Below are 13,555 nucleotides of genomic sequence, written 5' to 3' on the forward strand. Positions count from 1 at the left end.
TATTGGAGCGCTCCAGCTCGTTATGGGGCACAAAAATTTCCAGTTCCATGAAAACACCTCCAATCCAGATGTGCGAGTGAGAATCCTCGATGACTTAATGCTATCGTTGTTAGGACAATAAACCGTTGACAGGCTGTCCCACAGGTTTGACATTTTGTATCAGCACCGATGAATTCCTGTTAACCCTCAATCATAGGTGACCGTGAACTCACCCCAGGCAAAAGCCACCACATCGCCACTGGTTGCAGCCTCGAGCACGCTGGCCCTGGTTCATTACCTGGACCGCCAGGGCGTGCTGGACATCCCCACCGTTGAGCGGATCGCCGGGTTCAACAAAAACGAGCTGGCAGACCCGGACCTGCGCATTCCGGCCGAGCGCCATTACCGCCTCTGGGAACACGCTGAAAAGGTCACCGGAGACCCTGCCGTTGGCCTCCATGCCGGCCAGGTGGTCGATCCTGACCGAATGGGCCTGGTCGGCCACGTGTTTTTCAATTGCGACACTCTCGGCGAGGCCGTTACCCAGTATGTTCGCCTGCACCGGTTGATTAACGAATCGGTGATCCTGAGTTTTGAACAAACCGGCGAGCAGGCCATCCTGACCTGGCAGGCGGACACCCCCGGGCACTACTGTCGCCAGGATATGGACCGGACGCTGGCGGCGGCTCTATGCCGCACCCGGCATTTCATCCACCCATCCATCGTTGCCGAGTGGGCCGAGATCGCCCACCCGAAACCGGGCTATGCCGATGAATACCAGCGATTACTGGGTGGCCCGGTGTTTTTTGGCTGTGGTGCAACTCGCCTGGCCTTCAGTAGCCACCACCTGAGCCATCCGATTCCCCATCGCAACCCCTACGTTTATTCCGCCGTGCTGAAGCAGGTCAACGCAGTGCTGGCCCGGCTGCAAAGCAGGCGTACCTTCGGCCGCAAGATCCGGCGACTGATTTCACGCCAGATGTCCACCGATCGCATCGACGCCGACACACTGGCGAAACAGTGCCATATGAGCCGACAAACCCTATATCGACGGTTAAAGAAAGAAGGGCTTGGATTTCACGAGCTGGTGGAGGAAGTCCGCAAGGACAAAGCCATGCGCTACGTGGCGTCGGACCACTACGCATTGGGCGAAATCGCTTTCCTGCTGGGTTTTTCCGAGCTCAGCGCCTTCAGCCGCGCGTTCAAGCGCTGGACCGGGATGGCACCGGCCCAGTACCGCGCCCGCCACCTGAACATCGACAATGGAGACGCGCCGGAATGAGTATCGCTGACGTGCCCTGGCTGCCCCTCGCACTGGCCCTGATCTACCTGGCCGCGGCTGCCTGCATCTATCGGATACTGATGACCTACCGCGTGGCACAGGGAGCCATCGCCTGGATTCTGGCACTGATCGGCCTGCCCTATGTCGCCGTTCCCATGTTCCTGTTGTTCGGACGCAACCGGTTCGGCGGCTATATCAGGGCCAGACGCACCGGCGACGCCGCGCTGACGGAACTGCTCAACCATTTCGAACAGCAGACGGCAGCGGTCAGCAAACGCAACGATGAACATGTTCCGGACGAACTCCAGGTCCTCTGCAAGCTGGGCCGACAGCCGTTTACCACCGGGAATCGATGCGACCTCCTCAAGAATGGGGAAGCCACCTTTGAGGCGCTGTTCGATGCCATGGAAAACGCCCGACACTACATTCTCCTGGAGTTCTACATTGTTCGCTCCGACAAGGTCGGCCAACGCATCAAGTCGATCCTGAAACGCAAGCTGGCCCAGGGCGTTCAGGTCTGGTTCCTCTATGACGACATTGGCAGTGTCTGGCTACCGCGGAAGTACCTCCGGGAACTGGCCGCCGCCGGTGCAAAGGTTGCCTCGTTCGGAGACGGCAATTTTCGTCGCATGCGCCTGCAGGTCAACTTCCGCAATCATCGGAAACTGCTGGTCTGTGATGGTGAGGTCGGATTTGTCGGAGGCATCAACCTCGGCGACGAGTATCTGGGCACTGCCATGGACGAGGAGCCCTGGCGTGACAGCCACTGCCGCATTACCGGCCCGGCGGTGACCGGGCTGCAACTGGCCTGGCTCGAGGACTGGAACTGGGCCAGTGAGGACTTCCCGACGCTCAACTGGACGCCTTCCCAACCGAAGCCTGGCAACCAGGAAGTTCTGATTCTGCCCACCGGCCCGGCGGATACCTACGAAACCTGCACGCTGTTTTTCCTCAATTGCATTAACAATGCCCGTACGCGGATCTGGATCGCCTCACCGTATTTCGTGCCCGACGTTCAGATCATGAACGCCCTGCAACTGGCGGCCCTGCGGGGTGTGGACGTGCGAATCATTATCCCCGAGAAATCTGACAGCCGGCTGATCCGACTGGCTGCGTACTCATACCTGGTACAGGCATGCCGCGCCGGCATTGGCATCTATCGCTACCAGCCGGGCTTCATGCATCAGAAAGTCGTATTGGTGGATGACCGCTACGCGGCCATCGGCACCGCCAACCTGGACAACCGCTCGATGCGACTGAACTTCGAGATAACCGCCATCAGTACCGCCGTTGAGTTTGTGAGCGGCATTGAACATCTGCTGGAACAGGATCTCACCACCAGTCGACTGATGACGGAACGGGATTACCGGGACCGTTCTGTGGCCTTCCGGTTGACGTGCCGCACCATACGGTTGCTTGGCCCCCTGCTCTGAAACCCTCCACCAGGGCCTGGCCCGTTTTGGTGTGCCCATTTTCCATACGCAAAGAATGTGAGAGTATTCCAGAACCATTGAGCCAGCATGCTGTAACGAAGCAGGACCATGACCACATTCAAGCCTCGCGAAACCCTGACCGAACAGGTCGCCCGTCACATCGAAAACCTCATCGCTTTCGGTCAGCTTCGCTCCGGCGAACGCATCTACGAAAGCGCCATGGCAAAGCAAATGGACGTAAGCCACGGGTCGATCCGCGAAGGCTTGCTGCTGCTTGAAAAACGCCATCTGGTACAGAACGTGCCCCGCAAGGGCGCATTCGTTACGCCGCTGGACGACTATTTTGTACGCAGCCTGTACGAAGTGCTGCAACTGTACCTGACCCATACCGGTCGCAAGCTGGTGCGGCAGTGGCAGGCAGCCGACATGGACAAACTCGAATCCCTCTACCAGCGTATGAAAGGCTGCCATGACAATAACGACCTGCTGGCGTTTCTGGAGCTGGGCATAGAGTACACTCAGGCCTCACTGGCCTATGCCGACAACTATTTCATCATTTCCGCCATTGAGGATCTGTGGCCATCGGCAAAACGTTGCGCCTTTGTGGCGTTCCAGCGTGGTGGCAACCGGGTGCTGGAAGACAACCTGGCCCATGTGCGGGAATCGATCGGTGCGATCAAGGAACGGGACGAGGAACGTCTTGCGGCCATTCTGGCCGGGTACGCGGAACAACAGTGTCAGCAGGTGCTTGACGCTATTCACAGCGCATCGGCTACGGCTTGAGCAACGGGCGGCTCATTCAAACAGCCGGGTAAACGAAAAGCCGACGTTGAGGTAGGCACTCCAGTCATCCCGGTTGTTGTAGGCCGTGGCAATCTGCACCGGTCCCAGGAAGGTTTCAACGCCGGCAAACAGGCTCCCAGAGCGCAACAGGTTGTTCCAGCGGGCCTCCCCCAGCGAGGACCAGGCGTTACCAGTCTCGAACCCGGCTCCGGCAAACCAGGGCACAAACGGCCCGCCAAATTCCTGCCGGACAAAGACGCCTGCCAGAGCCGCATCCTCTCCCGCCACTTCGCCCTGGCTGTATGCCGATAGCCGGTGAAAGCCGCCCAGCAGTACTGAATTCTCGATGCCGGCAACGCCCTTGGTGACCGCGTTGGCATACAACAGGCCGGTGATACTCGCCCGTCTCCAGCTTGCGGTGCCCAGGGCCATGACGGTGACCGAATCAAAATGACGGTCGGACCCAAGGCCCGGGCGCTCGAACCGGCCACGAATGCCGGCGAACCCGCCGGACTCCGGCAGGAAGGTATCGTCGAGGGAGTCGTGAACAAGCTGGAGCCGGAGACTGCCACTCTGGATGGAGCCGGAGGGCGCCATCGGTTCGCCGATCTGCTCGTCGACGGTGGCGTAGCCCCGCACATACTCAAGACGCACCTCTCCGTTTACACCCAGTTCGGTACCCAGGGCCAGATCCACCTGGCGATTGGTGATATCCACTTCGGTTATGCGCTCGCCTTCGCCATCGAACGCACTCAGGCTTTCACGGGAATAGGCACCGCCCAGCGTGAGGAATCTTTCGAAACCATAGTCCAGTGGCTGGAACCATTCGGTTCGAACCCGGGGCTGGGTGCCCAACTGAAGCCCGGTCGTCCACTCACCGCCCAGGGCATTCAGCCCCGTCATCCGCAACGACGTGGCGACATTAAACCGAGTATCGTTCTCGAAATTGTCTTCGTAGTTCAGGCCAAAGGACAGGTAGTTCGGCCCCCAGCTTTTCTCGCGAACCCGAATAACCAGGTCCGTGCCGGGGCCGTCGGTCGGCACCAGCGAATAGGAAACGGTTTCATAGTAGCCAAGACCGTAAATACGCTTGAGATCCTCCTCCAGTGCATCCACATCCAGAGGCTCACCCGTCTGCTGGCGTATGCGCTCACGAAGGAAATCCCCCGCCAGGCGAGAACGGTCGTCAATGCGAATATCGGTGATAACGCCCGGGTTGAACGAGTGCGCCTTCAGGCGACCGCGAAATCGATCCCACTCATCATCACTGACGCTCAGATGACGAAGTTCCCCTGCGTGACCACGAGCACTGCTGGCGCCCAGCTCAAACAGCGCCGGAGCCTCATAGAAATCTGCTGAGGACAAGCCCTGCAGATCCGGTCGCATCAGGATGTCCTGATCATCCAGCAACTTGAGCTGCCGCTCGGTGTTTTGCCGCGTCATCATGGTGGTCAACTGACCAACCACAGAGAACGCCTCGCGTATGTCCTCCCGCTCCAACAGGGGATCGGTGATGTCCACGGCAATGACAATGTCGGCCCCAAGCTCATGGGCCACGCTGACCGGCAGGTTATTGGCCACACCTCCATCCACCAGCAAACGCCCATTCAGTGTGACCGGCGCATAGACGCCGGGAATACTCATGCTGGCGCGGATCGCTTCCGACAGGTTGCCACTGCCGATCACCACTTCCTCGCCGGTTTCCAGGTCCGTGGCGACGGCCCTGAACGGGATGGCCAGTTCATCAAAATCTTCAACCAGGGCTGCATCACGGGTGAGCTCATTGAGGATAAAACCGAGGTTCTGACCGGCGATGATACCGCCCCCCAAATGCAGACCGTCCATGCGCACACCGATGCCGGGCGAGACCGGGTAGCGCCAGTCCTGACGCTTGCGCCTGACAGGCTTGTAGGCACGGCCCGGGTCGTCACGAAAACTGGACACCCAGTCCATCTCGATAAAGCGCTCTTCAATCTCCTGGACCTCCATACCAGAGGCATAGAGTGCCCCAACCGCGGAGCCGGCACTGGTGCCCACCACAATGTCCACGGGCACCTTCAATTCTTCCAGCACTCGCAGCACACCCACATGGGCCATACCCTTGGCCCCTCCGCCGCTTAGCACCAGGCCCACTTTCGGCCGCCCTACGTCGGCCATAAGGGGCATAGCTGCGAGCACGGCAAGCAGGAGGGCGGTCAATCTGGCTGTTAACATCATCCCGTCCGACTGTCAGGCATCGTCTGTGGGATCCTCGTCCGCCAGGGACAGGTGAGAGACATCAGGTACAACCGGTGGTGGAACCTCACGCTTCACGCCCAGGTCACTGCCCGGAGGCGCCAGTGTCCAGTCGTCCAAATGCTGGAACATGGGAGCGGGAGCCTCCCGGTGTTCCTCAAGCGTGACGCCAACGGGGTCAAGTGTCAGCCCGGACCCGGAAAGAATGCTGTCGACTTTATCGCCCGCCACTGGCAAGCGGTCGCCCGGCTCCACGGCAACGGCGCTCCCGGACCCGGCATCAGTACCCGCTGCCCCTGCTGGGGGTGTTGCAGGGGCAGGTTTTGGCTCAGCCTGTGGTTGAGCGGCGGGCGCCGCGCGCTCGGCTGCAGAGGCAACGGCGCCCTCCATGGGCTGCACATAAGCCACCATGCCGTGCTTTTGCAGCACCGCGCGGTACTTTTCCGCCTGGACTTCCTCCAGTTTGTTGCGGATAACGACTGGCTGACCGCTGAACATACGCTCAATCTGGTCCACCGTTGCCTTGAACAGGGTTCTGGCATTACTGCGGGCGGTTGCCGGGTCGGTTCCCGGTGTGCATTCACCTTTGAAGACGAGTTGGAACATCATCCTGCCTCTATGCGCTTCTGTTTTTATCCATAGTAGTTGATCCTGGCAGGCTGCGGAAATCCACACCCAGCCGATGGATTCTCTGAACATTGCAAACAATTGAAAAATTCGTGCAAAAAATACGCAAACCTGTTCGCACTCTGCGATAATCATCAGTAACTAAACGTTACATATGTTTACATTGATCGACGAACCGATTCCAAAGGAGCGGCTCTCATGGCCATCAAACGCATCACCGGCGCTCTCAGCCTGTTACTGGCACTGGCCTCGCAACCGGTCATGGCAGGCAACCTGGACGTGTTGCTAAGTGGAATCTTCCCCGATAAACAAGCTACTTACATTGGCTATGAAAGCATTGAGCGTGAAGACATTCCCGCCACATCGGCCGTCGAGCGTAAATACCTGATCGTCGATTTCAGATTCGAGTCCGAGCCCCCTCAGGAACAGCTTCAGGCCAACGTACACCGGGTCTGCATGGCTCTGCTGAAAGATCGCGAGCTGATTCGCTCGCTGTCCGACTCGGGCTACGACATGGTCGCTGTCGCCTTTGACCGCAAGTCGCAGTTCGACTGCCTCTGACACTGTCCAGTCACTGATCCCGTCCCAGAAGGCGCGGAAAGGATTCGAGAGCACTGTTCACGGAATCCAGGTTAAACGCCTCCACGTCCGCCAGCAGTTTCTCTCCATATCGGGTAACCGAGGGCGAACGGAACCGCTTACCCCATTCCAGCACCCGGTTGGCAAAATCCTTCATCTGTTCCGGATCGCCGCTTTCACGTACCGTCTCCCACTCGTCGCCAAAATCCCGTGCAAGTTGCTCCTGCAACCATCCACGCTCCTGCATGCTGAGCGTCTGTGCCAGCAGTCGTTCCGACTCCTGGGGCGTACCATCTTCTTCGGCCTGGGCACCGGTTGCCTCAACCCGAGGAAGCTTGACCGTAAAGGTGGAGCCCGAGCCAGGCTCACTCTCAACCTGCAGTTCACCGCCCATCATGCGCACCAGCTTGCGGCTGATGGCCAGGCCCAGCCCCGTGCCCCCATAACGCCGCGTGTTCTGCCCTTCCTGCTGCTCAAAGGCGTCGAAGATCTGCTCCTGCTGGCCGGGAGGAATGCCGATGCCGGTATCGGACACCGTCACAACCAACCGGTAAAAGCAGCGACGATCTGCCTCACTGGCCACCTCTTCGACCGGCTGCTTCTCCGATGACTTCCGCGGTGTGGCCGTGGCGCGGACCGTCACACCACCTTCATGGGTAAACTTGATGGCATTGCCAACAAGATTGAAAAGCACCTGCCGCAGTCGTGTTTCATCCAGCATCATCGCCGCCGGCATCTTGGAGTCAACGCTGACTTCCAGCGAGATACCCTGCTCGGTGGCGCGCAGGTCGAATATGTGGCGTACATCACTGAGCAGCCGCCGCACCGACACCGCCGAATACTCCAGCCGCATCTTTCCTGCTTCGATGCGGGACAGGTCCAGGATGTCGTTGATCAGCATCAACAGGCTGCGGCTGCCCGCGCGAATGGCATCCAGGTAATTCCGCTGCTGGGGATCCTTGACGGTATTACTGAGCAAGTCGCTGTAGCCAATCACCGCGTTCATCGGCGTGCGGATCTCATGGGACATATTGGCGAGGAATTCGCTTTTCGTCAGGCTGGCCGCCTCAGCTTCCCGCGCCAGGCGTTCCGCCTCCAGCTTGGCCGCCCGAAGTTCGTCTTCGCTGCGGCGTAGTGCGTTTTCAGATCGGATTCGCTCGTCCACCTCCCGTGACAGTTTGCGGTTCCAGTATAGGAAGATCAGCACCACCACTAAGGCGATAAGCACGATCCGGCGCACCACGGTGTAGTCCGTTTCCTGCTCGATATCCAGGTGGATCCAGCGATTGTAGATCGACTCGGTCTCGGCCGCGTCCAGACTGCCCAACGCTTTATTGAGGATACGCTGCAGTTCGGGCCGCTCCTTGCTGACGGCAAACCTCAGCTCATACTGGTAAGGCGTAATGCTCGTTATCCGAAGGTTGGACAACCCCAGGCGGGCAACGGTATAGCTGACTGCCGGAATATGAGTCACCATGACGTCGAGGTCGCCGTTGGACAGGGCCAGCAGCCCTTCCTCGATGGACGTCATCGGATACAGATCGAGATTGGGGTGGTTGATCAATAGGTAGTCATGCCCCGCCTGGCGGTTAACCACACCCACCTTTTCGTCTCTCAGCTCCCTCAATTCGCCGATAAAGCGACCGTCGTCACGGATGGCAAGGGCAATGGGAACGGTCAAATAGGCACGGCTGAACAGGAAAGATTCCTCGACCCTTGGGGTTCGGGACATTGCGGGCAGTATATCCACCTCCCCCGAACGCAAAGCGTTTTCCTCATCGGCGCTGTTGTCCATCACCTGACGGCTGAAGCGAATGTTCAGTTGTTCTTCCAGGCGTTTGACCAGATCCGGCACGAGCCCGGCAGACTGACCATTCTGGGTATACTCGAACGGCGGCCAATCCGGCCGGAAGGCCACTCGAAGATTCGGGTTTTGATTGAGAAATGCCCTCTCGTCAACCGACAGGGAAATGGCGGAGGGATCCAGTTCCGGCAACTCGGTCTGCAACCACGACTGGCGGATCGACCGGTGCTCACCGTGGTCAATCGCCAGAACTGCCTGGTTGAGCACCCGATACAACTGGTCGCGCTCCTGGTCATTCTCCTGGTGACTCTCCGCTGCCATTTCCAGCACCACGTCGACCGATTGCTGGTTCAGCAGCGTGGCCACCCCAACCCCATTGACCATGGCAGACTGCAGATAGTCCGACACCACCGGAACCGGGCCCAGAAACGCATCCGCCTGTCCTGACAACACCCTGCCAACGGCTTCGCTGATACTGGAAACCGGCACGGGTGAAAAGCTATCGACAGGGTCAAGCAATGCGAACTGGTTGGGATCGTTGGTGATCAGGGCAATGTTCGCGTCCTCAAGGTCCGAGAGCGTGCGAATGCCTGCATCATCGGCACCAACGAATATGCCATAGGTCAAACTCATCAGCGGCGAGGAAAGCACTACATTGGAAGGAGGGGAACGATGGGCCAGATGGGTACTCAACCGGGCATCCAGGGTCCCATCCTGCAACCATTCACCGAGTTGTTCTTCCGGAGCCGACACCGGCTCAATAGGCACACCAAGCTTCTCTGACAGCCGATTGAGGTAATCAATGAAGATGCCCGCCAGCTCCCCCTCGCCGGTATCAAACACCAGCGGCACCTGACCACTTCGCACCCCGACCCGGAACGATTCTCTCTCCGCCAGCCAGCGCAGATCCTCGCTACCCAGCACCGGCGCCGGAGAGGGTTGCGGCGGCTCAGCAGCGGGCACGCCGGGCACCAGAATAGCGGTCAGCAACAGCACAAAATGAAAAACGGACCTCACTGGATATCCTCACCGGTTCGGCTACAGTTCAGGGAACCATACCCGTAAATTCTTCCGATTGCATTCAGCGGGTTACCCGATCTACTCTGATCGTGCCCACAGCGTTTTAAAGCACCGGCTACCTTGGGGAGAACCATAACCATGGATACCAGCAAACACGATTTCAGCACGCTTTTTGAACAACTCGGTATGCCATCCGACAGCGTCAGCATTGAGAGTTTTATCGCCCAGCACTCGCCACTGCCCCCGGAAATTGCGTTGCAGGATGCCCCTTTCTGGTCGGAAAGCCAGTCACATTTCCTCGAAGAGGGCCTCGAGGACGACTCAGACTGGGCGGAAATTATCGATGAGCTCGATGCCCTGATGCGGCACTGAGTCAGACATCACGTCCTGCAATAAGCACCTGGTCGCGGCCGGAGTCCTTGGCGAGGTACAGAGCCTTGTCGGCCCGGTCGAACACATCGTCCTCGTCATCGTCCCCATCAAATTCCGCCAGCCCTGCCGAAAACGTCACCGACACCGGTTCTCCCCGGAAATGGAACGGCAGCTCCGCGATATGCCCGCGCATGCTATCCAATACCGACCGGGCGTTGTCCACATTGGTTTCCGGCAACAGGATCACGAACTCTTCCCCGCCAAAACGGGCGATGAAGTCGGTTGCCCTCAGCCGCTCACGGAGGGCACGGGCAACCAGTTGCAACACGCGATCACCCGCCTTGTGGCCATAGGAATCGTTCACACGCTTGAAAAAATCAATATCAAGCACACAGACCGACAGTGAATGACGATAACGCTGCCAGCGCTGGTACTCGAACGACAGTCGCTCCTGCCAGGCTTCCCGGTTGGGTAATTGGGTCAGGACATCGGTAAGGGCTTTTTCACGTTCCTCCCGGAGTTTTTCCCGGACCTGTTCCGACTGGGCCTCCATCGTCACCAGTTTTTCCTGCATGAGCTCCAGTTGCAGCGACAGGTTACGCTCGCGCTCGGACTCCTGCTCCCGAAACCGCTCGACGGCCCCACTGATCGTCTCGAGGTGCTGGCTCACTGAGTCTTTCAGCCCGTCGAAGTCAACACTGCTTTCCACTTGCTGGCCGAACGACCATAGCTCCTGGCGGATATCGCGATCCAATTCCTGCGAGGCATCCAGTCGCCCGGCCTGGGCATTCGCCTGCTCGGTAAAACACTGGCGCAACGCGTCCAGCCGTTCATCGAGACGCCGAAGGAAGGCCTCAAACTCCCTTTGCCCCCGGGTAACCGCGGCGATTACCAGTTCCGCCACGCTGCTCAGCCCCTCCCGCAGCTCATCCCAGTTATCGCTGCTCAACAGCGATTCCTGTAGCCGTCGGGCTCTTGCCTCCGACGCAGCCTCCAGTGTCACCTGATCCAGCATATGCCCCAGCAGCTCACCAACCCGCCGTGCAATCTTCAGGCGTTCGCTGTCTTCTGTGCCAGGCATCGCCAGTTCAACGGCAGGCGAAGCCAGCGTGTTCTCGGCGGCTTCCGCCAACATCGGCTGGTCGGACGGCTCCTGGCTTCCCCGGCCACCAAACAGCCGGCCAAACCGACTTCGTTTGCGATCCTGCCCGTCACCGCTGCCCAGCCCAGTTTCCAACACCAATGCCAGATCGACCAACCATCCGGTCGCATCGAGCTGAAGGGTTTCCGGTTTCCGGAGTCGCTTCTCCAGGTCTCGAATACGGTCCTTGCCGGATTTGAACATAGGATGGGAGCGCAGTTCCGACAGCAACTGCTCGAATGTGGTTCTCAGCCGGTCCGTGGATTCAGATTTGCGGTCGTCCAGGGCCGCCACCTGGCGGTCAATTCTCTCCTGCAAATCCCGCCAGCTGTCTGCGTTGAGAGGGGGTTTTCGTAACTCGTCACGAACCCGTTCCAGCAAACGGTCCAGCTCCGCAGTCTGTCCTTCGGACGCCAGACTGGTACGCACCAGCATACGCTGAAGTAGGTTCCTTTCAGCTTCCCAATGCGATTCACGCTGTTCTGAAGATTCAAGTGCCTGGAGGTATTTATCCTTCCAGGATGGGTCCGATGACATTTAGCGCTCCTGGCCCTTTTACTGGACGCCTGTTCCGTGACTGATGCCTCAACGATGCTCCGTTTCCTGCCTGTTACCACGACGGCGAGCCCTGGGATGGCTCTGATCGTAGACCTTTGCCAGATGCTGGAAATCCAGATGAGTATAGACCTGGGTCGTCGCGATGTCCGCATGGCCCAGCAACTCCTGCACCGCTCGCAGGTCACCACTGGACTCCAGCATATGGCTGGCGAAGGAATGCCGAAGCAGGTGGGGATGCAGTCTTTGGTCCGCCCCTTTCGACATTCCCCACCGGCTGAGGCGGGACTGGATACTGCGAGTACTGAGCCGATCACCTCGCCGGCTCACATACAGGGCATTCTCTCCCTCTGGCGCCATCGCTCCGCGCACGTCAAGCCACCGAGCCAGTGCCTCCAACGCCCTTCGCCCAACCGGCAGGAGGCGTTCCTTGCGCCCCTTACCCAGCACCCGGACCTCCCCACCTCGGGCGTCTACGGATTGGAGATCCAGCCCCGCCAGTTCCGACAACCGCAGCCCTGAGGAATACATCAGCTCGAACATGCTCAGGTCGCGAATTTCCAGCGGATCATCGGGCGTTGCGTCCAGCAGGTGATTGAGCTGGTCCACGTCCGCCACCTTCGGTAGACGCCTACCGGACTTCGGAGCCCGGATGTCCAACGCCGGATTGTCGACAGCCAGGTGTTCCCGTAACAGGTATTCGTAGAACCGGCGGATGGCAGACAGGTGACGGGCAATACTCCGACCGCACAAACCTTCACGGCTGAGCTGGGCAACGTATCGTCGCAAGTCGTGGCTGGTGACCGATCGCCAGGCCGGTGACGGTAGATGCTCAACCCACGCAGCAAAGCGGTTCAGGTCATCGCGATAACTGCCGCAGGTGCGTGGTGAGTGTCGCTTCTCCGACGCCAGATAACGCAGGAACGCGGCCACAGGCTCTGCCAGTGTGGCAGCCGGGCCGGTTTCCTCGTCAGCCAGCGACATGGTCAGCGGGACTCCGCGACCACATCGGTGACAGGCAACGTGGCGGCATGCCTTTGCAGGATAGGCGGCAACAGACGGCTCAGGGTGTCGCTGATGTAGGTCAGGAAGAGTGATCCCATACTCTGGTCGAAGTACCCGGGTTCGCAACTACCCACGGCAAACACCCCGACCAATTCGTTGTTACGCAGTGGCACTAACGCCACGGAGGCAATGGGTTCCTCCCGGTCCGGGAACAGGAAACTGCGCTCGCTCTCACGGAACTGGCCACAAACGGCGCGATCCCCTTCCAGCAAGCCACCCAGGCGCGCTTTCGCCTCATCCGGCGACACCACGTGTAGGGCGCCTTGCGCCGCTGCCGGCAACTCGCTGTCGGTGAAGAGAATCACCGAGGCCGCGTCCAGACCGAAATCACCACGGATACTGTCATCAATCGCGGCGGCCATATCATTCAGGTTGCGGGCCTCGATCACCTGCATCAGCAGGCGCTTGCTCTTTTCGAACAGACGGTCGTTGTGGCGTGCAATGGACACCAGCTCTACCAACTCGCGACGCAAGGTGTCGCGCTGTTCGCGAAACAGGTGCACCTGGCGCTCTACCAGCGAGATCGCCCGGCCGCTGTCGTGGGGCAGGGTCAGGCTGCGCAGGAGCTCGTCCTGATCAATAAAGAAATCGGGGTTATTCCGCAGATAATCTGCGACGGCTTCCCGGGTGAGCCCTTCGGCCTTCTTGTGGGCCGTTTGTTCTGTCATGCTGCTCTCCTG

At 59.4% G+C, this 13,555-nt stretch carries 11 protein-coding genes; 5 read left to right on the plus strand and 6 right to left on the minus strand.

The genetic code is table 11. The features are described from left to right. Nucleotides 1-196: 196 nt before the first annotated feature. The 3 genes from JJO78_RS19285 to JJO78_RS19295 all read left to right on the plus strand — a co-directional run bounded on the left by JJO78_RS19285 (nucleotide 197) and on the right by JJO78_RS19295 (nucleotide 3,477). Nucleotides 197-1,261, plus strand: a complete 1,065-nt coding sequence (locus JJO78_RS19285; RefSeq protein ID WP_087148992.1) for an AraC family transcriptional regulator — start codon at nucleotides 197-199, stop codon at nucleotides 1,259-1,261. Further along, the gene (cls, locus tag JJO78_RS19290; RefSeq protein WP_087148993.1) at nucleotides 1,258-2,694 is read left to right on the plus strand and encodes a cardiolipin synthase; all 1,437 of its coding nucleotides are present in this window, start codon (nucleotides 1,258-1,260) and stop codon (nucleotides 2,692-2,694) included. Before JJO78_RS19285 ends, cls begins: the two co-directional genes overlap by 4 nt. Before the next feature lie 108 nt (nucleotides 2,695-2,802). Then, nucleotides 2,803-3,477, plus strand: a complete 675-nt coding sequence (locus JJO78_RS19295; protein ID WP_036203076.1) for a GntR family transcriptional regulator — start codon at nucleotides 2,803-2,805, stop codon at nucleotides 3,475-3,477. 12 nt (nucleotides 3,478-3,489) lie between these two features. On the opposite strand, the gene JJO78_RS19300 is transcribed toward JJO78_RS19295, so the two are convergent. After that, nucleotides 3,490-5,694 (minus strand): patatin-like phospholipase family protein, encoded by a 2,205-nt coding sequence (locus JJO78_RS19300; RefSeq protein ID WP_199446909.1) that lies wholly within the window; start codon nucleotides 5,692-5,694, stop codon nucleotides 3,490-3,492. 12 nt (nucleotides 5,695-5,706) lie between these two features. Beyond that, nucleotides 5,707-6,318: a hypothetical protein gene (locus tag JJO78_RS19305; RefSeq protein WP_036205590.1), complete on the minus strand. Its 612-nt coding sequence runs from the start codon at nucleotides 6,316-6,318 to the stop codon at nucleotides 5,707-5,709. A 219-nt stretch (nucleotides 6,319-6,537) separates the two neighbouring features. On the opposite strand from JJO78_RS19305, the gene JJO78_RS19310 reads away from it, so the two are divergent. Further along, complete coding sequence (locus tag JJO78_RS19310) at nucleotides 6,538-6,900, plus strand: hypothetical protein (RefSeq protein WP_036203070.1); 363 nt, start codon at nucleotides 6,538-6,540, stop codon at nucleotides 6,898-6,900. A gap of 10 nt (nucleotides 6,901-6,910) precedes the next feature. Here the strand turns inward: JJO78_RS19310 and JJO78_RS19315 are convergent, their stop codons facing one another. After that, nucleotides 6,911-9,739, minus strand: coding sequence for a transporter substrate-binding domain-containing protein (locus JJO78_RS19315; protein WP_091642220.1), 2,829 nt, complete (start codon nucleotides 9,737-9,739; stop codon nucleotides 6,911-6,913). A 141-nt stretch (nucleotides 9,740-9,880) separates the two neighbouring features. Between JJO78_RS19315 and JJO78_RS19320 the strand changes: the two genes are divergently transcribed. Further along, entirely contained in the window at nucleotides 9,881-10,114 is a 234-nt protein-coding gene (locus JJO78_RS19320; RefSeq protein ID WP_036203064.1) for a DUF2789 domain-containing protein, read from the plus strand. A gap of 1 nt (nucleotide 10,115) precedes the next feature. Here JJO78_RS19320 and JJO78_RS19325 read toward each other — a convergent pair whose 3' ends face one another. The 3 genes from JJO78_RS19325 to JJO78_RS19335 are packed head-to-tail and all read right to left on the minus strand — an operon-like array spanning nucleotide 10,116 to nucleotide 13,543. Then, nucleotides 10,116-11,792, minus strand: a complete 1,677-nt coding sequence (locus JJO78_RS19325) for a GGDEF domain-containing protein (protein WP_041332620.1) — start codon at nucleotides 11,790-11,792, stop codon at nucleotides 10,116-10,118. Nucleotides 11,793-11,840: 48 nt separating this feature from the next. After that, on the minus strand, nucleotides 11,841-12,794 hold the full coding sequence (gene xerC, locus JJO78_RS19330; RefSeq protein WP_273624463.1) for a tyrosine recombinase XerC: 954 nt from the start codon (nucleotides 12,792-12,794) through the stop codon (nucleotides 11,841-11,843). 2 nt (nucleotides 12,795-12,796) lie between these two features. After that, nucleotides 12,797-13,543, minus strand: coding sequence for a DUF484 family protein (locus tag JJO78_RS19335; protein WP_036203058.1), 747 nt, complete (start codon nucleotides 13,541-13,543; stop codon nucleotides 12,797-12,799). Nucleotides 13,544-13,555 lie beyond the last annotated feature (12 nt).

The sequence above is a fragment of the Marinobacter sp. DS40M6 genome, assembly GCF_028581595.1.
Lineage (GTDB): Bacteria > Pseudomonadota > Gammaproteobacteria > Pseudomonadales > Oleiphilaceae > Marinobacter > Marinobacter salarius.

Excerpts from the sequence above, each read along its gene's own strand:
- JJO78_RS19305 (WP_036205590.1), bottom strand. The coding sequence starts at position 6,318 with ATGTTCCAACTCGTCTTCAAAGGTGAATGCACACCGGGAACCGACCCG.
- JJO78_RS19300 (WP_199446909.1), bottom strand. The coding sequence starts at position 5,694 with ATGATGTTAACAGCCAGATTGACCGCCCTCCTGCTTGCCGTGCTCGCA.
- cls (WP_087148993.1), top strand. The coding sequence starts at position 1,258 with ATGAGTATCGCTGACGTGCCCTGGCTGCCCCTCGCACTGGCCCTGATC.
- JJO78_RS19310 (WP_036203070.1), top strand. The coding sequence starts at position 6,538 with ATGGCCATCAAACGCATCACCGGCGCTCTCAGCCTGTTACTGGCACTG.
- JJO78_RS19295 (WP_036203076.1), top strand. The coding sequence starts at position 2,803 with ATGACCACATTCAAGCCTCGCGAAACCCTGACCGAACAGGTCGCCCGT.
- xerC (WP_273624463.1), bottom strand. The coding sequence starts at position 12,794 with ATGTCGCTGGCTGACGAGGAAACCGGCCCGGCTGCCACACTGGCAGAG.
- JJO78_RS19325 (WP_041332620.1), bottom strand. The coding sequence starts at position 11,792 with ATGTCATCGGACCCATCCTGGAAGGATAAATACCTCCAGGCACTTGAA.
- JJO78_RS19320 (WP_036203064.1), top strand. The coding sequence starts at position 9,881 with ATGGATACCAGCAAACACGATTTCAGCACGCTTTTTGAACAACTCGGT.
- JJO78_RS19335 (WP_036203058.1), bottom strand. The coding sequence starts at position 13,543 with ATGACAGAACAAACGGCCCACAAGAAGGCCGAAGGGCTCACCCGGGAA.